Origin of the sequence: Acinetobacter legionensis (genome assembly GCF_048552295.1) — a bacterium.
In the GTDB taxonomy this organism is placed as follows: domain Bacteria; phylum Pseudomonadota; class Gammaproteobacteria; order Pseudomonadales; family Moraxellaceae; genus Acinetobacter.
Genome location: NZ_JBIMCW010000007.1, coordinates 70,124 through 89,245 on the forward strand (window position 1 = coordinate 70,124; position 19,122 = coordinate 89,245).

The following is a 19,122-nucleotide window of genomic DNA, read 5'->3' on the forward strand; positions in this document are numbered from 1 at the left end:
TATTTTTAAATTAACGATCAAGCATCAGTTTGTGCTTTAACTTTACGTTCATTCATCCAGCGATAAATCACCGGTAAAATCACCAAAGTCAATAAGGTGGATGACATGATGCCGCCAATCACGACAGTTGCCAGTGGGCGCTGAACTTCAGCGCCTGTCCCCGTAGCCAGTGCCATCGGCACAAAACCTAACGATGCTACACAAGCAGTCATCAATACAGGTCTTAATCGTAAAATTGCACCTTGCCATGTGGCCTGATAAATATCGAGTTGTTGACGTAATTCCTTGATAAAGGTCAACATCACCAAACCATTTAATACCGCTACACCCGAGAGCGCGATAAAGCCAACACCTGCAGACATCGACAATGGTATACCCCGAAGCCACAGTGCAATCAAACCACCACACAACGCAAATGGCACACCTGTAAACACCAACAAACTTTCCTTAAAGTTATGGAAAACGGCCATTAACAGCACAAAAATAGTCATCAGTGCCAGTGGAACGACCAGTTGCATACGGGCTTTCGCAGAGGTTAGGTTTTCAAACTGTCCACCATAGCTCAACCAATAACCCGCTGGCATTTGCTCTTTTGCCAGAGTCGATTGTAATTCGGTGACAAATGAGCCCAAATCACGCCCTTCAACATTGGCTGTCACGACTACACGACGTTTACCATTTTCACGACTGACCTGATTAATACCCAAGATATTTTCAACTTTAGCCACATCCTGAAGTTGGATTAGACCACCGTTTGGTGTTTGAATAGGTAAAACGGCCAAATGCTCAGGTGTACGTTGAGCATCATCCAGACGAATCACAAAGTCGAAACGGCGGTCACCTTGTAGTATTTGCCCAACATTCTGACCACCAACGCTAGTCGCCACCAAGTCTTGAATCGCCCTCACTGACAAACCATACTGCGCTGCCGCAGCTTTGTTCACTTCAACATTTAAAAGCGGTAGGCCTGAAGTCTGTTCCACATTGACGGCGGTTGCGCCAATAATACCTTTGATTTGTTGTGCAATTTTAGTGGCTTGTTGATTCAACACCTCCATATCATCGCCAAAAATCTTGATTCCCACATCGCTTCGTACACCAGAAATCAATTCGTTGAAACGAAGCTCAATCGGTTGAGAAAATTCACTATTATTTCCAGGTAATGTACCAAGAAATACAATCATACGTTGACGTAGCTCATCAATTGTTTGCTTTGGATTCTTCCATTCATCACGTGGCTTTAACAGCACCACAGCATCGGAAATATTAGGCGGCATGACATCTGTTGCCACCTCTGCCGTCCCTGTACGGGCAAATATAGCTTTGATTTCTGGAAACGCTTTGAGCAATAACTTTTCAGTATTCTCCTGCATACGTAAAGACTGCTCTAGGCCAGTACTTGGCGAACGCATTTGTTGCACTGCAAAATCGCCCTCACTCAAGGTGGGTGCAAACTCACTACCAATTTGTGTGGCAAGCACGCCCGTTAAAAACAGAATACTCACCGCAAGGGTGACGACTAACATTCGGAAGTTATAGGCTAAATTGAGTAGCTTTTCATATTTTTGCTTTAACCACAGCATCCAGCGACTTTCTGTTTCTTTAACTTCACCATTAACAAATAAAGCCACTGCAGCAGGAACAAAAGTAACTGAAAGAATGATTGCACCCACCAGTGCCAATACCACTGTCATAGCCATCGGGTGAAAAAGCTTTGCTTCAACACCAGACAAGGCGAAAATAGGTAAGTACACCACCAAAATAATTAATTGACCAAAGATTAAAGGGCGACGTGCCTGTTTAGCCGCAAGAAAAACTTCTTTAAAACGCTCTGCCCGTGAAAGTAATCTGCCTTTTGCATGTTGTGCCTCTGCCAGTCGCCGAATACAGTTTTCAACAATAACGACCGCACCATCTACAATGATCCCGAAATCCAGTGCGCCTAAGCTCATTAGATTGGCACTAATTTTCTGCTCAGCCATACCCGCCAAAGTAAATAGCATCGATAATGGAATCACACATGCAGTAATCAACGCTGCACGGAAATTACCAAGAAATAGGAACAGAATAACAATAACCAGAATCGCCCCTTCTACAAGGTTCTTCTGTACTGTACTAATCGCACGCTCAACCAAAGCTGTCCGGTCATATACGGTTTGAATCACAATACCTTTCGGTAAAGATTGCTGAACTTCCTTGATTTTGGCATCCACTGATTTCGCCACAGTACGGCTATTTTCACCCATCATCATCATGGCGATACCAAGTACAGTTTCCTCGCCATTGTAAGTTGCACCACCTGTACGTAAATCATGTCCAATCGATACAGTCGCTACATCTGCAACTCGGATCGGAAAACCATTTTTATTGCCTATACTTACATTTTGAATATCTTCAATATTGTTCAAGGTTCCCGGAACACGTACTGTCAATTGCTGCCCATTGGTTTCAATAAAACCAGCACCACGGTTTTCATTGTTTCCAGTTAAAGCATTTTGTAGGTCACTGACAGGGATTTGTAATTGTTGCAAACGATTTAAATCAGGCGTGACCACATAAGTTTTATTAAAGCCACCAATCGAGTTGACCTCTGCAACACCAGGAACACGTTGTAACTGCGGTCGTACAATCCAGTCCTGAATTTCACGTAAATCCATCGCGGTATAGGGCGTATCATCAGGTTTTTTTGCATTCGGCTCTGCCTTGATCACCCACTGATAAATCTCACCCAATCCTGTCGATACAGGAGACATTGTCGGTGCAATATCATCTGGCAGTTCGGTTTGGGCTTCTTGTAAGCGTTGATTAATCTGTTGTCGTGCCCAATAAATATCCGTCCCATCTTTAAAAATAATGGTCACTTGGGATAAACCATAACGGGAAATGGAACGAGTCAACTCTAGCTTGGGTAAACCTGCCATCGCAGTTTCAATAGGATAGGTAATCCTTTGCTCAACTTCTAATGCGGTAAAACCAGCAGCTTGTGTGTTCACTTGTACTTGGGTATTGGTGATATCGGGTACAGCATCAATTGGTAATTTTTGATAGCCGTAAATCCCCACGCCAATCCACGCCACAATAAACAGCATAACCCAAATGGCATTTTTAATCGAAAATTGAATCAGTCGATCAAACACCCCTTCAGGTTGAGGTAATGCTGAATCCGCATCTCTGTCTAACTTAGAATCAGAAGAATCATTAATGCCCATGGCTCGCCTCTCCTTTTTCCAATTCAGATTTCAGCAAGAAGCTACCCTGACCAGCATATTGCTGGCCTTGGGTCAGACCAGTTTTCACTTCAACCCACAGACCATCTCCTGACACCTGACCCAACACAACAGGCTGCGCAGTAAACTCGATTTTCTTATCATGTTCGCTGGAAATAAACACTACGTCTTTTCCTTCAACTTTCTGTATAGCACTTTTGAGTACACGCAATGCTTGAGAAGTGCCTTGCTGTTGTAGTTGAACGTTGACCATCAAATTCGGACGCAATTCAGCTGCATTCGACAACACTTTGGCACGGACTTGTAAACGTCCTGTCTGCACATCAGCTTCACTGTTTAAACTTTGAATCTGTGCTTTAAACATATTCCCCGTCTGCAGTGACTTAAATTCAAGCTGTTGATTTGGAGCAATCGCTGAAAACTCTGAACTTGGTACAATAAATTCAAGCCATAGCTGATCCAGTTGATCAATGATAAATAGCTGGCTAGCAAGCTGCACATTTTCACCCATAACCAAATCTTTTTTACTGATAATGCCTGCAATTGGTGCTGTGATAACATAACGACCATTACTGCTTGATGAGGCACCAAAAGCAGATAAACGTGATCTGGTGGCTTGCACCTGAATCTGTGCTTGTTTGTAGGCATTATAAGCCCGTTGATAATCCTGCTTGGCAGAAATACCTTGTGACCATAACTGGCGCTCTCGTTCATAGTCCTGACGTGCCAGCTCTAGACTTGTCTGTGCAACCTGTAAGTTTGCCTGCTGATCGACCAAATCAGGCACTACTATAGTGGCCAGCGCTTGCCCTTTTTGCACACGCTGTCCCAATTCAACATTCACGGCAACTACCTGCCCACTAAATGCAGGTGATACATGTGCTTGACGATCTGTATTGACTGTGACTTTTGCAGGATAAGAAGCTGATTTGGTAACAGTACCCATCTCTACTTTAGCTAGTTTAATCCCTTGTTCTGTGATCTGCTGAGCAGTCAAACTAATGGCTTCAGCATTCTCTTTCTCGCCACCCTCTTCTTCACTGTGCTTCGCTTCTTCGGAACCATCTTTGGTGGTTCCCTTAGCATTTTCATCATGTGAATGTCCTTCTTCAGCATGCTCTGCTTCTTTCTCGCCACCTTCTTTGCTCGTGCCTTTTTTGGTTGAAAAGAACAATCCCATGGCAATAAGAGCAGTCATTACAAGCGTAATGATGATCAGTAGGCGTTGAGAAATTTTGCCTTTCTGAAGTTTAAAAGATTTAAATTGATTCAGCATATTAATTTCCCCCGCCCACAATTGGTAAAGCTTGTGTGTCCTGCCATAAACTCTGATTGATCTGCGCTAAAGCATCTTTTGCCATGATTTGACTTGGTTCAATACCGAGGCTCAAACTTTCCGCTTCAATGGCACGTTGCCAGCCATCTTTCAATAATTGCACTTTTCTCAAACGCACTTCTTGCAACTGTAATGTTGCGAGTTGCACATCGTTAACGGCAAATTTACCGACAGTAAACCCCTGCAAAGTTTTACGTTGAACCTGAGCTGCAAGCGGAATCTGAGACTCATCGACTGCTTTAAACTGTACTTCCAGTCCTTGCAATTCAGTCAATAATGTTCCCACCTGCAAAGCATTTTGGCGGAGATAAAACTCCTGTTGTCTACTGAGTAAATCCTGCTTAGCTTGCGCAATTTGCACACCGTATTGCTGGCGGTTGAAAATATTCAATGGGATAGAGACCCCCACAACTAAAGCATTGTCAGTCGAGGTTTCAGGTGATCGAGTACGATTCACGCCTAAATTCACAGTCGGATTAGGCCGTGCCGAAGCTTTTAATTGCGCCACTGTCGCTTTTGCTTGCAACACCTGTAACTGACGTGATTTTTCAAAAAGATTGTCCGCGAGATATTCTTGTACCTGTTGGTGTGTCGAAGACGGCCATAAGGATTGAGGATTTAAACCGATACGAATCGATTTATCAGCATCGCCCCAAAGGTTGGACAATTGCTGCTTGGCAACTTGCACCTGCAAATCGGCTTGACGATATAAGCGAGCATTTTCTGCATGACTCAGTCTGGCACGATCTACATCAACCTGCGCGACACTCCCCGCTTGATAGCGCTTCTGAATCGCATTCAGATTTTCTTCACTGACGTTGAGCTGCTCTTGGACCACGTTGCGTTCTAATTCAAAAATCGCCAGCTGTGACCATTGGTATTTCACAGCCAATTCAAGTTGAGCCTGATAAATTCGCTGATTTAAGTCACTTTGATCTTTTGAAAGTTGTGCCAACCTCTGTGCTGACTTACGTTCACCAAAAATATCCAATCGTTGAGAAACACCAATTGAAAGCTCTTGATCTTGATTGGAACCAAAACCCGTTTGCGATACGGATAACTCTGGATTTGTCCACAGTTTTGCTTGTTTAATGTTCGCTGTTGCAATTTGCTGCTGCGTTTGCCAGACCTTCTGCGTCTGCTGATATTGCTCAGTTTTTGCAATTGCCTGTTGTAACGTTAATGCTTGAGATGTGTTGTCTGCCCAAGTAACAGATGACATCACACTGAACATCAGTGCACCGAGCAAAGACGGCCTAAAACCGAATGCAGTTTTTTGTACTAAATTACGTATTACTTTTGACATGAAAATGCCCCACTAAATTAAACCATTAGCGGTGGGCAAGATTTTCGGCTACCCCACCTTATAGCGGGGATGAAAGAGGGGGAGGATTGGGCAAATATAGATCAGGGGACTGATACAAATTATTCCAGCCAATAAAGATAGATTCAGGATAGCCTACAAATTTAGGCTGTGCTGTGTGTTGCTGATTATCAACCACAATGAAATGCGCAAAAGAAGGCAAATGATCACGATGATCATCATTTATATGATTGAGGAAATCATTGGAACGCACATCTTGGTGTGCTGGTAATTGTTTTGATACAGACTGATCAGAAATCGGTTTATCTATCCCATATATATCTAACAGCTGCGGATGTTGCTGTTGATCCTGGGTACAATCAGGCGCATTATGGTGTCCAAAATGCTGACTAATTATACGTTGTGATGGAAGCTTAGTGCTTTCATGATCACAAAAAGCCGCCGCTACATTCCAAAGACTTTGGAACATAAACAAACTAAGCAAGACTGTGATGAAAACACTTGAGCGTTTCACAGATTCTATCCGAAATCCAAAACAACCTAAATATAGCAAGTTTTCTTCATGTAATAAAATTACAGTGAGTAATTTTATGCTTTAAATAGAATTGATAATTTGTTAAATAATGTGTTTTTTAACAAATATGTAAAAATCGCAATTGACAAATTACATTTAACTATTTGCAAACTCTAAAAAATCAGCTAGATTAATTATATCTAATCATTTTTTTGTGATTAGCAGTCTCTTTTACTTTGTTAATGGATTAGCAAGGAGGTTGTATATGTTGGTACATATTTTTAACCGTTTTTTAGGAGATTCAACATCTCGTCGCGCATTCGAACAGAATGCTTCTGAAGCTGCTCTCGAAAAGGCTCAAGCACATGATTTTGAAGACAAAAATCTAAGCTTAGATGAAATCGCAAATCGTAATGCAATGTGGTGCTATTTAAGGGCTGCTTTACGTGGAGATCAAGAAGCTCAGTATAAAATGGGTCTCAGCTACTTGAATGGACAACTTGGTTTAGACCGAAGTTATAGCCATGCAGAAAAATGGCTTGAACAAGCTGCTCACCAAGGTCATACCCCAGCCAAAGAACAATTAAAAAAAGCATATGATGAACTTGCTTTTTCTTAAAGTAGGTTAAATATATTGTATATATCCTCCTTATAAACAGAGTTGTAAAGCAGCTCTGTTTACTTAAAAATATATTTAATTTTCAAGTAAATTCACTTGATTATATTTTATGCAATAGATTTGTTTTTTGCTTTCAAAACTCAGTTATATATGGTAAAAATCACGAAATAAGTAAAAATATAATAGAGTATTTACTCTAAAAATATTTTATAAATTCAGCCACTTAATGCTAGTATTTTTATTTTTTTGTATATTATTGCCTTCCAACAAAAGTGATCATCTTTTAAACAAAGATCCAATCACCCGAAACAAAAAAATACAGCATCTGTTCATGTCGGTAGGCTCAGGAAAATAGCTATGAATCAAAAATTAGAGCAACTTTTTCAAAAAAAGGTTCAAGGTAAAATTGCACTCATCACAGGTGCCTCTAGTGGCATTGGTTTAACAGTTGCAAAAAAGCTTGCAGCAGCAGGTGCGCATGTACTTTTAGTCTCTCGTACTGAAGAAACACTGAAAGAGGTTCAAGCTGAAATTCAAGCTGAAGGTGGTCGAGCTGATATTTTCCCTTGTGATTTAAATGACATGAACGCAATTGATGAAGTATCTAAACAGATCGTTGCTTCTGTTGATCATATTGATATTTTGATTAATAACGCTGGCCGTTCGATTCGGCGCGCTGTGCATGAGTCTGTTGATCGTTTCCATGATTTTGAACGTACTATGCAACTCAATTACTTTGGTGCAGTTCGTTTAGTATTGAATATTTTGCCAGAAATGATGGTTCGTAAAGACGGCCACATCATTAATATCAGTTCAATTGGTGTATTGGCAAATGCAACTCGCTTCTCCGCTTATGTTGCATCAAAAGCCGCATTGGATGCATTTAGCCGCTGCTTATCGGCGGAAGTACATTCACATAAAATTGCCATTACTTCAGTCTATATGCCTTTAGTACGCACCCCGATGATTGCACCAACTAAGATCTATAAATATGTACCAACACTCTCGCCAGAACAAGCCGCTGATTTAGTTGCATATGCAATTGTAAAACGTCCTAAGAAAGTTGCTACAAATTTAGGTCGTTTAGCCTCTATTACTTACTCAATTGCACCTGGAATCAATAACAAATTAATGTCAATTGGCTTCAATCTGTTCCCAAGCTCAACTGCATCTGTCGGTGAGCAACAAAAATTGAACCTTATTCAAAGAGCATATGCTCGTTTGTTCCCAGGTGAGCATTGGTAAGTTTAAGAGCTAATAGAAAGTTTACGTTTGAGTAGACTTTCTAGCCAATCAATAAAGAATTGAAAATATACTGGTCGATATTTGCTTTCTAAAAAAAGAAAATTGATTGGTATTTTTAAGCATGATTCTTGCTCAAATATTTTAGTTAATCTTTTGCTTTCTATAAAAGGAATTGCATCAAATGCTGGAATCTGAATAACCCCCAATCCTTGCAACCCCGCATGTAAATAACTTTCTGTATCCTCAACTAAAAGTTGGTAAGGAAGTTTTATCTGAGTATCTTCAAATACTAGACTTGCAAAATCTGAATCCATATTTTTCATTTGATAACCAATCATAATATGGTGATTTGAATGCCCTATTTCTAAATTGCTAGTCAATTTATGCAAATATTCTGGAGAGGCAAGTGTATATAAATCAACTTTTGTAATTGGTCTCACAATTAAATTTTCATTCGTCACATTTCCAACACGAACCACACAATCTAGTCGCTGTTCGATTAAATCTGAATAATGATCATGACTATGAATTGAAATTTTAATATTTGGATACTTCTCATAAAATTCATGCAAATAAGGGATCAGATATCCTGTGGCTATTCTTAACGGTAATCCAATTTTGATTTGACCCGTATACTCACGGTTTTTTAATTTGAATTTATCCAACCCTTTAGCCTGAAGAATCAGTTGTTTAACCTCTTGAAAAAATTGAGCCCCTTCATTGGTTAAATTGACCTTTCGTGTTGTTCGATTAAATAACAATACTTGATATTCTGTTTCTAAGCCTTTTATTGCATAGGTAATTGTTGAACGTGGTAAATCCAGCGCTTTAGCAACCTGAGCAAATGAATGCTTTTCCGCAACTAAGCAAAAAATTTTGAGACGTTCAATTTTATCCATCTATTATTCAATTTTTTCAAACAATCTATTCGATTCTAATCACTATCTAGAATAAAAAATAGCATTTAACATTCCATCATCACTTATCAAGATGGGAAAATAAAAATGAAACAGCATAGTTTAAAAGATAAAACCGTCATTATTACAGGTGGAGCAAAAAATTTAGGTGGTCTGATCGCACGTAAGTTTGCAGAACAAGGTGCAAATCTTGTCATTCACTATAACAGCTTAGAAACCCAAAAAGATGCAGAAGAAACACTCAAAGCTATTGAACAATTAGGTGTTAATGCAACTTTGATACAAGCAGACCTCTCCAATATTCAAAATATCGAAACATTGTTCATCAAAGCCAAAGAAATCTTCGGTGGCATCGATATTGCGATTAATACCGTAGGGCGAGTACTTAAAAAACCGTTGATTGAAACAACTGAACAAGAGTTTGATTCAATGAATGACATTAACAATAAAATTGCCTATTTCTTCATCCAATCTGCGGGTAAACATCTTAATAATGGTGGAAAAATTTGTTCTATCGTGACCAGTCTTTTAGCAGCCTACACAGGATTGTATTCAACCTATGAAGGCTTAAAAGCGCCTGTAGAGCACTATACCCGTGCAGCATCGAAAGAGTATGGCGATCGTGGTATTTCCGTCACGGCTGTTGCACCGGGTCCAATGGATACGCCATTTTTTTATGGTCAAGAAGCGCCTGAAGCAGTGGCCTATCATAAATCTGCATCTGCACTAGGTGGTTTAACCAAGATTGAAGATATTGAGCCTTTAGTGCGCTTTTTGGTAACAGAGGGTTGGTGGATTACTGGTCAGACTATTTTTGCCAATGGCGGTTATACAACACGATAATATTGAATGCCCATTTATTGAAATGGGCATTTTTATCGCTAGATCTAATGATTCTGGCTCACCCATTTAGCAGTCAACTCAATGGTCTGCTTAAGATTGGTTTCTGGTATTTTCCATTTTTGATTTAATGTTAAAAACTGATCTATATTTAATTGCTCAGTTCGGATGAAATCCAACATCTCAGCAGATAGATCTAGCTTTTGAGCAAGCCACTTCCATTTTAAAATCAATTTTAAAATGTTCAGTGAGACGAAGTATTGCGGTGCTTTTAGATTTAATCTGTGAGCCGCATTGTGAATAAGAGTTTGTAAAGAAATCTGAGTAGGATTGGCAATCAATATATCTTGATAAATTGTAAGTTGATCCTGTGATGCGTTGCATATCGCATTGACCAACATTGTCACAGAAACCAAAGGTAAATAATGCTGAGGAGTTGCAGGAATAGCGGTCAACTTCCCCTGTTTAAGCTGGGTAATCAGATGAGCAATCGGTTGATTTTCAGCAATCTCACCAGAGTTTTCATCCCCTAACACTGTTGCAGGATGGATCACTGTCCAGTCAACTTTCAACTGTTGAGCATATTTCACCCAAGTAAAATGAGCTTCAATTTTAGAAGCCTCGTAAGCACCCAGTTGTTGGTACACCCGTTTCCAATTTGTTTTCTCAATATTTTCCAAATAGACTCCAACATCTTGTAAGTGCTGAGTGAGTGTTAACATATAGCCAGAAAGATGAATTGCACGTTTCAATTGGCAATGTTCGTTTACGCATTCAAGCAAATTGATTAATCCCTTAACATTGACTTCTCTTGCCTGTTGAGTCGAAAGATTCCATGCAAATAAGGCACTGGTATTAAATAAATAATTCACCTTAGCAAGCCCTTGCCAATCTTCAGCTGAAATACCTAATGCAGGTAAAGTAACATCACCTTGTATACAGAATAATTTTTGATGACTTATTTCTTGTTTTTCTAGCCAATTTCTCAAATTTGACTCTTGCTGATCAAGGTTACGACACAAGGCAAAAACTTGATCATTGCTTTGAAGTAATCGTGCAACAAGAAATTTACCAATAAACCCTGTTGCACCAACCACCAAGGCAATTTTTTCTACGCTTTGATTCTTTTGCATCACTTTATACACCCTTTATATGTTCACACTTAAGCTAAAGGATGGAGTACACTCCACAGTCAAGTATTTCTTGCAAATACATAAAATTTGGAGCAAGTGATGTTAATCGGTGAATTATCAGAGCAATTAAATCTCAGTCGGGATACGATTCGTTTTTATGAAAAGCTTGATCTTATCTGCCCATTGACACGAAATAATGGTTATAAGGATTATTCAAAACAAGACTTACAGCAATTACAACTGATTCAGGTCGCTAAAAATTTAGGCTTTACTTTGGCTGAAATTAAACAGATTTTAGACTTGGTCAACATCAATGAAATTCCAGCAGAACAATTTCATATGATTTTAAAAGACAAACTCAATGTCATTCGTGAAAAAATTATCCAATTACAGAATATTCAGAACCTACTTGAAAATCTTGTGGTTGGGGAAGCATGTCCATTTAAAAAAGATTGTAATCTTTCCGCAATTGTCTAATCCATAAAAAAACCGCCTAACGGCGGTTTCTTTATTGAGAAATTATAGCTTATTTAGACCCTTTAATCCCTGCTTGTAATAACAATGCACCTAAACCACCAATTTTGTTCTCTTGAGGTTTAGTTGCTTGTGGTTTCTTGTCATGACGTGGTGCTTTGTCTTTATTATCATGGTTTGGACGACCTTGCTGTGGACGTTTACCCTGAGGCTTACGCTCACCACGTTGGTCATTGTTATTGAACTCACGCTTTTGACGTGGTGCTTTAGCTGGTGCTTCTGAACCTTCTGGGCGCATCGATAAATTCACACGATTTCGCTCAGCATCTACAGTCAACACACGTACTTGTACAATTTGCCCTGGTTTCACAACTTTATGTGGATCAGAAACAAATTCATTGGCAAGCTCTGAAATATGTATTAGACCATCTTGATGCACACCAACATCGACGAATGCACCGAAGTTAGTCACATTGGTAATCACGCCCTCAAGCTGCATCCCTTCAGTCAATTGACTGACTTCAGTGATATCTTCACGGAATTTTGCTGTACGGAATTCTGGACGAGGGTCACGACCCGGTTTTTCCAACTCGCTTAACACATCTTGAATCGTCGGTAGACCAAATTTGTCGTCGGCAAAATCTTCTGCTTTCACTTGACGAATAATTTCAGTATTACCAATGATATCTTTCACTGTAGTCGCTTTTGCTTCAACAATCTTGTTGACCAAACCATACGATTCAGGGTGAACAGAGGAAGCATCTAGAGGTTCTGAGCCATCTTGAATACGTAAGAAACCCGCAGCTTGCTCAAACGTGCGCTCACCTAAACGTGGTACATTTTTCAATGCTTGACGATTATCAAAACGACCATTTTCTTTCCGGTAATCTACAATTTGCTGTGCAATGGCTTTATTTAAACCTGCGATATAGCCCAAGATTGCTGGAGAGGCCGTATTTACATCTACACCTACCGCATTCACACAATCTTCAACAACAGCATCCAGTGTTTTTGCCAAATTGGTTTGATTCACATCATGCTGATATTGACCTACACCGATAGATTTAGGGTCAATTTTAACCAGTTCAGCCAATGGATCTTGTAAACGGCGGGCAATTGAAACAGCACCACGAATCGCAACATCAAGCTCAGGCAGTTCAGCAGAAGCCAATTCTGATGCTGAATAAACAGATGCGCCCGCTTCACTTACTGAAACACGCGTTAATGTAAGATCCGCATTTGCAGCCATCATTTCTGCAACAACAGCTTCAGTTTCACGACTCGCAGTACCATTGCCAATCGCAATTAAATCGACATTAAATTCACGACAAAGACGTGCAAGTTCAGCAATCGAGCCAGCTTTATCTTCTTTTGGTGCAAATGGGTAAATCGTGCTATGTGCAAGCACATCACCTGAATCAGAAACAACCGCCAGTTTTACCCCTGTACGAATACCAGGGTCAACACCTAAAGTTGTACGTGAACCAGCAGGAGCAGAGAGCAATAAATGACGTAAGTTTTCTGCAAACACGTCCATTGCTTCTGATTCAGCTACAAGGCGTTTTTCAGTCAACAAAGAATGTTCAATCGTTGGGCGAATTTTACCTAACCAAAACAGTTTTGCGATTTGCTTTAAGAAATCTTGACGTGCTCGTGGTTGAACACTTTCAAGCGCGTATTCAGTTTCAATACGTGCAAGTGGTGCATGATCATCACCATCAACTTTAAGACCCAATACATTTTCTTGGCGGCCGCGTAGCATTGCCAATAAACGGTGTGAAGGAACTTTATTTAAATTTTCAGAGAAATCAAAGTAATCACGGAATTTCTTACCGACTTCTTTTTTCTCATCAGATGCCACCAAACTTTTTAACACTGCTGTTTTGGCAAATGTTGATTTAAGTTCTGTGGTTAATGAAATATTTTGTGCCCAGTCATCAATGATGATGTGTTGAATCGCGTCTAATTGACTTTCAACATCTGGGTATTCTTCATGGCTAAAACCAGCCAAAGCTTCAGTCGGATCAATTTGCTCTGCAATAATTTTCTCAGCAAACTCCCCTAATCCCGCTTCTCTAGCTTTAAATGATTTACTGGTACGTTTTGGACGATACGGTGCGTAAAGTTCTTCTAATGCATTTTTTGTTTCAGCGGCATTTACCCGAGCAAGTAAGTCATCAGAGAGCTTATTTTGTTCTTTTAATGATTCGATTACTTTTTCACGGCGTTCAAATAAATCACGTAGATAAACAAGGCGTGTATCAAGTTGGCGTAATTGGATGTCGTCTAAGCCTTGCGTTACTTCTTTACGGTAACGTGCAATAAATGGAACACTAGAGCCTTCATCTATCAGTTTAATGGCAGCTTCTACTTGGTTTGGACGTACGGCAAGTTCACTTGCCAACTGCTGAACTAAGTCAGTCATCGTGTTTAATTCCACAAGGATAAGGACTAAAAGTTAGTGATTATAAAGACCAAGACCATAAAATCCACAATTGTTTTGCAAATTAGCAGTGAAAAAAGTGATAAAAGATCATTTTTCTTGAGTTTTTACAGTGCAATCGTGTATTTCATCCTGCTTAGCTGTATTTAAATTGCTTTGTAAAATAATTTTTCCAACGTCCCACTGCGCACCTTTACGTTGCCCACCGCCATGTGAATTGAAATATTTTAAATAGCATTGCTGATAGCCCTGTTTATTGAGTCGTTCTTGCACCCATATCGGTGGCGCTTCCATATACATGATTTCTTTCAGTAAAAATGCAGAATAGCGCCGTTCTTTGAGTCGAAAGTTGCCTTGCATATCCGTTTGGGCTTCACCGACCTGGACTAGAGCAATTGGTTGGTCAAATTCGTCAATCACTTGTCCTAAGATTTCAGGTCTGGAAAGTCGGCTAATACATGCACTTAAAATAAAACATATTGCCAAAATACATAAAACTTTCATTTGCATATGGTATATCTTTTTATTTATAAACATAGAATCATCTCAATTCGTTATAGATGTTGTTTTTTGGTTTCAAAACAGCCTGAAAATTGTATTTTTGAGCAATTTGATACATAGTCTTAACAAGAGCTTAGGCAGTATACTGAGATTGACGAATATTTATAATTTACAACATTAAGGGAGTACATCATGAGTTTGGTTGTACCTGCTGAAAATACAGATATCGTACAAAACGAAACTGACCGTGTCGAACGCATTTTAGTGGTCGATGATGATGTGCGTTTACGTACCCTTTTACAGCGTTTCCTTGAAGATAAAGGCTTTGTGGTAAAAACGGCCCACGACGCAACGCAGATGGATCGCCTATTACAACGTGAGTTATTCTCACTCATCGTTTTAGACTTTATGCTTCCTGTAGAAGATGGTTTAAGTATTTGTAGACGTTTACGCTCATCAAATATAGATACACCTGTCATCATGCTCACTGCACGAGGCAGTGACTCTGACCGTATTGCTGGTTTAGAAGCTGGTGCGGATGATTATTTGCCAAAACCATTTAATCCAAATGAGTTATTAGCACGTATTCGTGCTGTACTGCGTCGTCAGGTTCGTGAAGTGCCAGGTGCGCCAAGTCAAAATGTAGAAGTTGTATCTTTCGGGCCTTGGTCTCTAGATTTATCAACACGCACCCTGACACGTGAAGGGCAAGTGGTCACATTAACCACAGGTGAGTTTGCAGTCTTAAAAGCATTAGTCCAGCATCCACGTGAACCATTGACACGTGACAAGTTAATGAACCTAGCACGTGGTCGTGAATGGGGTGCTATGGAGCGTTCAATCGATGTTCAAGTGTCTCGCTTACGTCGTTTGATTGAAGAAAACCCTGCACGTGCACGTTATATTCAAACAGTTTGGGGCGTAGGTTATGTGTTCGTTCCAGATGGTGCCGAATAATAGATTTTGATTCGATAGAATGAATCTAGCTTGAAAAATACTGGTCACATGCTCGGTTTTAAATGTGCCAGTATTTTTTTATCCATTTTTATAGAATTACAGCCGTGATAGCTTTTCCATAGCCCTGAGCTTTACTTATGACTTGGCTACTGTTTTATTGTTTGGATATCCTGCAAAAAGATATGTGATCTCAACATAGTAATAATCCTTATCGTATTAAGTATAAATATCAAATATTTATACTAACTAACAAGTTAAACCAAGACAGCCTAACACTTATAATATTGCTATAAATCTACCATCCTTTAAACTGAAATCAATAGATTAAGAATATCGCACAGATTGGAATGCTCCTGTGAAATTAGAACCCATAGATCCACAAGAATTTACCGACTTTGTTACCTACAAAGAACGGAAACGTACACATTGGGAACGCTTCCTCGATAAAGTCAAACCTCGCTCGGCAGCCATGCGGACCACCGTATTGGTCGTATTTGTAGTGTTCTTTAGCCTGTTTATGTCATTATGGTTTTTCTGGAAAACGCTTTATTTACCTGAAATTCAGCAACATGCACGTTTTTTAGCAGTTGAACTTGAAATGGTTAACAATCCACGTTTGCAGATTTATCATGACGAAATACAACTTGATATTGACGAGTGGTTAAAGCAACGGGTAGGTGTAGAATATGTTACTGATCCCAAAGAATATCCAAATGTAAAAGATAAAATTATTGCCGATTTTTTTACCAATCGTATTGAGAACCAGCTTGCAGAAGAATTAAAAATCAAAGACGTGACGGTTTATTTCCAGTTTAAACCCAGTCCACGTATTTGGGTTCAAACACCTGAAATGAATGGCAATTGGGTGCGTGAACCTCTGAATACTTATGCCAACTATAGCCCTGAACTGATTTTAGGTTGGTTACTCGGTATTCCACTGATTGCCGCAGTGATCATCTTGACATTGGTAAGGCAGCTCAATCGTCCATTGCGTCGTTTACAACATGCAGCAAATAACTACAGTAAAACAGGAAAAGCGCCTTATTTAGAAACCAATCATGGTCCTCAAGAAATTCGTGAGGTGAACCAAGCCTTTAACCATATGGTCTATACACTGGAACAAACTGAACGTGATCGTCAAATCATGTTGGCAGGTATCTCTCATGATTTAAGAACACCGCTGACACGGATCCGTTTAAGCGCAGAAATGATGTCTGATGATGACTTTTTAAAAGAAGGTTTGATTTATGATGTCGATGATATGGATGCCATTTTAAGCCAGTTTATTTCATATATGCGTGATGGCTCAGATGAAGAGCTTCAAGACACCAATATCAATGCTTTGCTACAAGAACTGATCATTCAGTTTAAACCTTTAGATATTCAGTTCACGCCGCAAGAACTACCTGTCATTACTGCTCGCTCACTGTCGTTAAAACGTTTGATTGGTAATCTCATCAACAATTCAAAACGCTATGGTGCAGAACCAATTGAACTCAGTGCTTTTGTAGAAGATGAGCATATTAAAATCTGTGTAGCAGACAATGGGGAAGGAATTCCCGAAGACCAAATTGAAGGGCTTATGCAACCTTTTGTGCGTGGTGATGCTGCACGTACGGTGCAAGGGAGTGGTTTAGGTTTGGCCATTGTCAAACGAATTGTCGATATTCATCAAGGTGAACTGTTGATTTCCAACCGTCCTGAAGGCGGGCTACAAGCCATCATTTCACTACCAACGTCAATAAAAGTTGAGGAAGAACCGACACCTACAAATCCAATTCAAAAAATCAAACAAAGTTTGAGTGATCACTTTTAGTGATTGCTCAATAAACCAACACTTAACTTTGTTTATTTAACAAACAGCTATCATTATTTTATTAATAAATAATAACTTAAAAACCATCACCAAAATTTATACCTACATTTATTGAAAAAATTAGACCTTAGCATTAGAGGCATGCACAATTCAGTTTGAGGGCGGTACAATCCGTCTAGTTTTGAACAAGAATTGAGCGTAAACCATGTCTTTAGATCGTATTCGTTTAGCATCTCTCCATGACAAAGTCATGAGCGCAGAACAAGCTGCAACTTTTATCCAAGATGGGATGACTGTGGGGATGAGTGGATTTACTCGTGCAGGTGAAGCAAAAGCTGTACCTTTAGCGCTGGTAAAACAAGCCAAAGTGAATCCGTTGAAGATTACTTTAATCACAGGTGCAAGTTTAGGTAATGACCTAGACAAACAATTAACTGAAGCTGGTGTCCTTGCGCGTCGTTTACCATTCCAAGTCGATAACACTTTACGTAAAGCCATCAATAATGGTGAAGTGATGTTCATTGATCAACATTTGTCTGAAACTGTTGAGCAAATGCGTAACCTTCAGTTGAAAAAACCTGATGTTGCGGTGATTGAAGCGATTGCGATTACTGAAGATGGTGGCATCATTCCAACAACATCTGTGGGTAATTCTGCAAGCTTTGCAATTTTCGCTGAAAAAGTGATTGTTGAAATCAACACCAACTTAAGCCCTGCTTTTGAAGGCTTACATGATATTTACATCCCAACCTATCGCCCAACACGTCAAGCTATTCCATTGACGCATGTTGAGCAACGTATTGGTACACCTGCAATCAATATTGATCCTGCAAAAATCGTGGGTATCGTGATTAATAGCGAATATCATGACTCTCCATCAACTGTAACACTACCAGATGACGAAACTCAGGGTATTGCGAACCACTTAATCGCATTCTTCGAAAAAGAAGTTGAAGAAGGCCGCTTACCTTCGAATCTTGGTCCTTTACAAGCAGGCATCGGTTCAATCGCCAATGCTGTATTGACAGGTCTTAAAGATTCTAACTTTGAAGATTTAGTGATGTATTCAGAAGTACTTCAAGACTGTACTTTCGAGTTGATTGATGCGGGTAAAATGAAGTTTGCTTCAGGTTCTTCAATTACTCTTTCTGCTAAATATGGTGAAAAAGTATTTAACAACCTTGAACAGTACAAAGACAAATTGGTTCTCCGTCCACAAGAAATTTCAAACCATCCTGAATTGGTTCGTCGCTTAGGCATCATTGGTATCAATACCGCGCTTGAGTTCGATATTTATGGCAACGTAAATTCGACACATGTTTGCGGTACCAAGATGATGAATGGTATTGGGGGTTCTGGTGATTTCGCACGTAATGCACATTTAGCAATCTTCGTGACCAAATCGATTGCAAAAGGTGGCGACATCTCTTCTGTTGTCCCATTTGCTTCACATATCGACCATGCTGAGCATGATGTAGATATTCTTGTGACTGAGCAAGGTCTTGCTGACTTACGTGGATTAGCACCCCGTGAACGTGCTCGTGCAGTCATCAACAACTGTGCTCACCCAATGTATCGTGATGCATTGAATGATTACTTTGATCGTGCATGTGAAAAGGGTGGTCAAACACCTCATATTCTTCGTGAAGCACTTTCTTGGCACTATAACTTTGAAGAAACAGGCCATATGCTTGCTTCTGTAGATCAAGCTAAAAAATCTGCATAAGATTTTAAACCTGATGTAAAAATAAAAACGCCCTGAATGAGGGGCGTTTT

The 19,122-nt window shown here is 39.7% G+C and carries 15 protein-coding genes; 7 read left to right on the top strand and 8 right to left on the bottom strand.

Annotation, left to right across the window (positions count from 1 at the left end):
- Nucleotides 1-17 precede the first annotated feature (17 nt).
- The 4 genes from ACG916_RS07485 to ACG916_RS07500 are packed head-to-tail and all read right to left on the bottom strand — an operon-like array spanning nucleotide 18 to nucleotide 6,401.
- On the bottom strand, nucleotides 18-3,209 hold the full coding sequence (locus ACG916_RS07485; RefSeq protein ID WP_419327983.1) for an efflux RND transporter permease subunit: 3,192 nt from the start codon (nucleotides 3,207-3,209) through the stop codon (nucleotides 18-20).
- A complete protein-coding gene (locus ACG916_RS07490) occupies nucleotides 3,199-4,503 on the bottom strand; it encodes an efflux RND transporter periplasmic adaptor subunit (protein WP_419327984.1) in 1,305 nt (434 codons plus the stop codon). The genes ACG916_RS07485 and ACG916_RS07490 overlap by 11 nt, the downstream gene beginning before the upstream one ends.
- Before the next feature lies 1 nt (nucleotide 4,504).
- Complete coding sequence (locus ACG916_RS07495; RefSeq protein WP_336953675.1) at nucleotides 4,505-5,869, bottom strand: TolC family protein; 1,365 nt, start codon at nucleotides 5,867-5,869, stop codon at nucleotides 4,505-4,507.
- A gap of 58 nt (nucleotides 5,870-5,927) precedes the next feature.
- Nucleotides 5,928-6,401 (bottom strand): cation transporter, encoded by a 474-nt coding sequence (locus ACG916_RS07500; protein ID WP_336953674.1) that lies wholly within the window; start codon nucleotides 6,399-6,401, stop codon nucleotides 5,928-5,930.
- Between the two features lie 265 nt (nucleotides 6,402-6,666).
- On the opposite strand from ACG916_RS07500, the gene ACG916_RS07505 reads away from it, so the two are divergent.
- On the top strand, nucleotides 6,667-7,020 hold the full coding sequence (locus ACG916_RS07505; protein WP_336953673.1) for an SEL1-like repeat protein: 354 nt from the start codon (nucleotides 6,667-6,669) through the stop codon (nucleotides 7,018-7,020).
- A 357-nt stretch (nucleotides 7,021-7,377) separates the two neighbouring features.
- Nucleotides 7,378-8,265 carry an SDR family NAD(P)-dependent oxidoreductase gene (locus ACG916_RS07510; RefSeq protein ID WP_419327985.1) on the top strand — a complete coding sequence of 296 codons (888 nt, stop codon included), beginning with the start codon at nucleotides 7,378-7,380 and terminating at the stop codon, nucleotides 8,263-8,265.
- A 2-nt stretch (nucleotides 8,266-8,267) separates the two neighbouring features.
- Here the strand turns inward: ACG916_RS07510 and ACG916_RS07515 are convergent, their stop codons facing one another.
- Nucleotides 8,268-9,164, bottom strand: a complete 897-nt coding sequence (locus tag ACG916_RS07515; RefSeq protein WP_419330336.1) for a LysR family transcriptional regulator — start codon at nucleotides 9,162-9,164, stop codon at nucleotides 8,268-8,270.
- A 105-nt stretch (nucleotides 9,165-9,269) separates the two neighbouring features.
- On the opposite strand from ACG916_RS07515, the gene ACG916_RS07520 reads away from it, so the two are divergent.
- The gene (locus tag ACG916_RS07520) at nucleotides 9,270-10,025 is read left to right on the top strand and encodes an SDR family oxidoreductase (protein WP_419327988.1); all 756 of its coding nucleotides are present in this window, start codon (nucleotides 9,270-9,272) and stop codon (nucleotides 10,023-10,025) included.
- 44 nt (nucleotides 10,026-10,069) lie between these two features.
- On the opposite strand, the gene ACG916_RS07525 is transcribed toward ACG916_RS07520, so the two are convergent.
- Complete coding sequence (locus tag ACG916_RS07525) at nucleotides 10,070-11,155, bottom strand: SDR family oxidoreductase (RefSeq protein WP_419327989.1); 1,086 nt, start codon at nucleotides 11,153-11,155, stop codon at nucleotides 10,070-10,072.
- A 99-nt stretch (nucleotides 11,156-11,254) separates the two neighbouring features.
- On the opposite strand from ACG916_RS07525, the gene ACG916_RS07530 reads away from it, so the two are divergent.
- Nucleotides 11,255-11,632, top strand: coding sequence for a MerR family transcriptional regulator (locus ACG916_RS07530; protein WP_419330335.1), 378 nt, complete (start codon nucleotides 11,255-11,257; stop codon nucleotides 11,630-11,632).
- Nucleotides 11,633-11,681: 49 nt separating this feature from the next.
- Here ACG916_RS07530 and ACG916_RS07535 read toward each other — a convergent pair whose 3' ends face one another.
- Together ACG916_RS07535 and ACG916_RS07540 are read right to left on the bottom strand one after the other, a co-directional pair.
- Nucleotides 11,682-14,054 (bottom strand): Tex family protein, encoded by a 2,373-nt coding sequence (locus ACG916_RS07535; protein ID WP_419327991.1) that lies wholly within the window; start codon nucleotides 14,052-14,054, stop codon nucleotides 11,682-11,684.
- 108 nt (nucleotides 14,055-14,162) lie between these two features.
- Nucleotides 14,163-14,582 (bottom strand): carboxypeptidase regulatory-like domain-containing protein, encoded by a 420-nt coding sequence (locus ACG916_RS07540; RefSeq protein ID WP_336953666.1) that lies wholly within the window; start codon nucleotides 14,580-14,582, stop codon nucleotides 14,163-14,165.
- A 183-nt stretch (nucleotides 14,583-14,765) separates the two neighbouring features.
- Between ACG916_RS07540 and ompR the strand changes: the two genes are divergently transcribed.
- The 3 genes from ompR (at nucleotide 14,766) to scpC (ending at nucleotide 19,072) form a co-directional block, all read left to right on the top strand.
- Complete coding sequence (ompR, locus tag ACG916_RS07545; RefSeq protein ID WP_004816610.1) at nucleotides 14,766-15,530, top strand: osmolarity response regulator transcription factor OmpR; 765 nt, start codon at nucleotides 14,766-14,768, stop codon at nucleotides 15,528-15,530.
- 355 nt (nucleotides 15,531-15,885) lie between these two features.
- The gene (locus ACG916_RS07550) at nucleotides 15,886-17,346 is read left to right on the top strand and encodes an ATP-binding protein (protein ID WP_419327992.1); all 1,461 of its coding nucleotides are present in this window, start codon (nucleotides 15,886-15,888) and stop codon (nucleotides 17,344-17,346) included.
- A gap of 205 nt (nucleotides 17,347-17,551) precedes the next feature.
- Nucleotides 17,552-19,072 carry a succinyl-CoA:acetate CoA-transferase ScpC gene (gene scpC, locus ACG916_RS07555; RefSeq protein ID WP_336953664.1) on the top strand — a complete coding sequence of 507 codons (1,521 nt, stop codon included), beginning with the start codon at nucleotides 17,552-17,554 and terminating at the stop codon, nucleotides 19,070-19,072.
- Nucleotides 19,073-19,122 lie beyond the last annotated feature (50 nt).

Excerpts from the sequence above, each read along its gene's own strand:
- ACG916_RS07490 (WP_419327984.1), bottom strand. The coding sequence starts at position 4,503 with ATGCTGAATCAATTTAAATCTTTTAAACTTCAGAAAGGCAAAATTTCT.
- ACG916_RS07520 (WP_419327988.1), top strand. The coding sequence starts at position 9,270 with ATGAAACAGCATAGTTTAAAAGATAAAACCGTCATTATTACAGGTGGA.
- ACG916_RS07510 (WP_419327985.1), top strand. The coding sequence starts at position 7,378 with ATGAATCAAAAATTAGAGCAACTTTTTCAAAAAAAGGTTCAAGGTAAA.
- ACG916_RS07530 (WP_419330335.1), top strand. The coding sequence starts at position 11,255 with ATGTTAATCGGTGAATTATCAGAGCAATTAAATCTCAGTCGGGATACG.
- ACG916_RS07535 (WP_419327991.1), bottom strand. The coding sequence starts at position 14,054 with ATGACTGACTTAGTTCAGCAGTTGGCAAGTGAACTTGCCGTACGTCCA.
- scpC (WP_336953664.1), top strand. The coding sequence starts at position 17,552 with ATGTCTTTAGATCGTATTCGTTTAGCATCTCTCCATGACAAAGTCATG.
- ACG916_RS07540 (WP_336953666.1), bottom strand. The coding sequence starts at position 14,582 with ATGCAAATGAAAGTTTTATGTATTTTGGCAATATGTTTTATTTTAAGT.
- ompR (WP_004816610.1), top strand. The coding sequence starts at position 14,766 with ATGAGTTTGGTTGTACCTGCTGAAAATACAGATATCGTACAAAACGAA.
- ACG916_RS07505 (WP_336953673.1), top strand. The coding sequence starts at position 6,667 with ATGTTGGTACATATTTTTAACCGTTTTTTAGGAGATTCAACATCTCGT.
- ACG916_RS07515 (WP_419330336.1), bottom strand. The coding sequence starts at position 9,164 with ATGGATAAAATTGAACGTCTCAAAATTTTTTGCTTAGTTGCGGAAAAG.
- ACG916_RS07525 (WP_419327989.1), bottom strand. The coding sequence starts at position 11,155 with ATGCAAAAGAATCAAAGCGTAGAAAAAATTGCCTTGGTGGTTGGTGCA.
- ACG916_RS07495 (WP_336953675.1), bottom strand. The coding sequence starts at position 5,869 with ATGTCAAAAGTAATACGTAATTTAGTACAAAAAACTGCATTCGGTTTT.
- ACG916_RS07485 (WP_419327983.1), bottom strand. The coding sequence starts at position 3,209 with ATGGGCATTAATGATTCTTCTGATTCTAAGTTAGACAGAGATGCGGAT.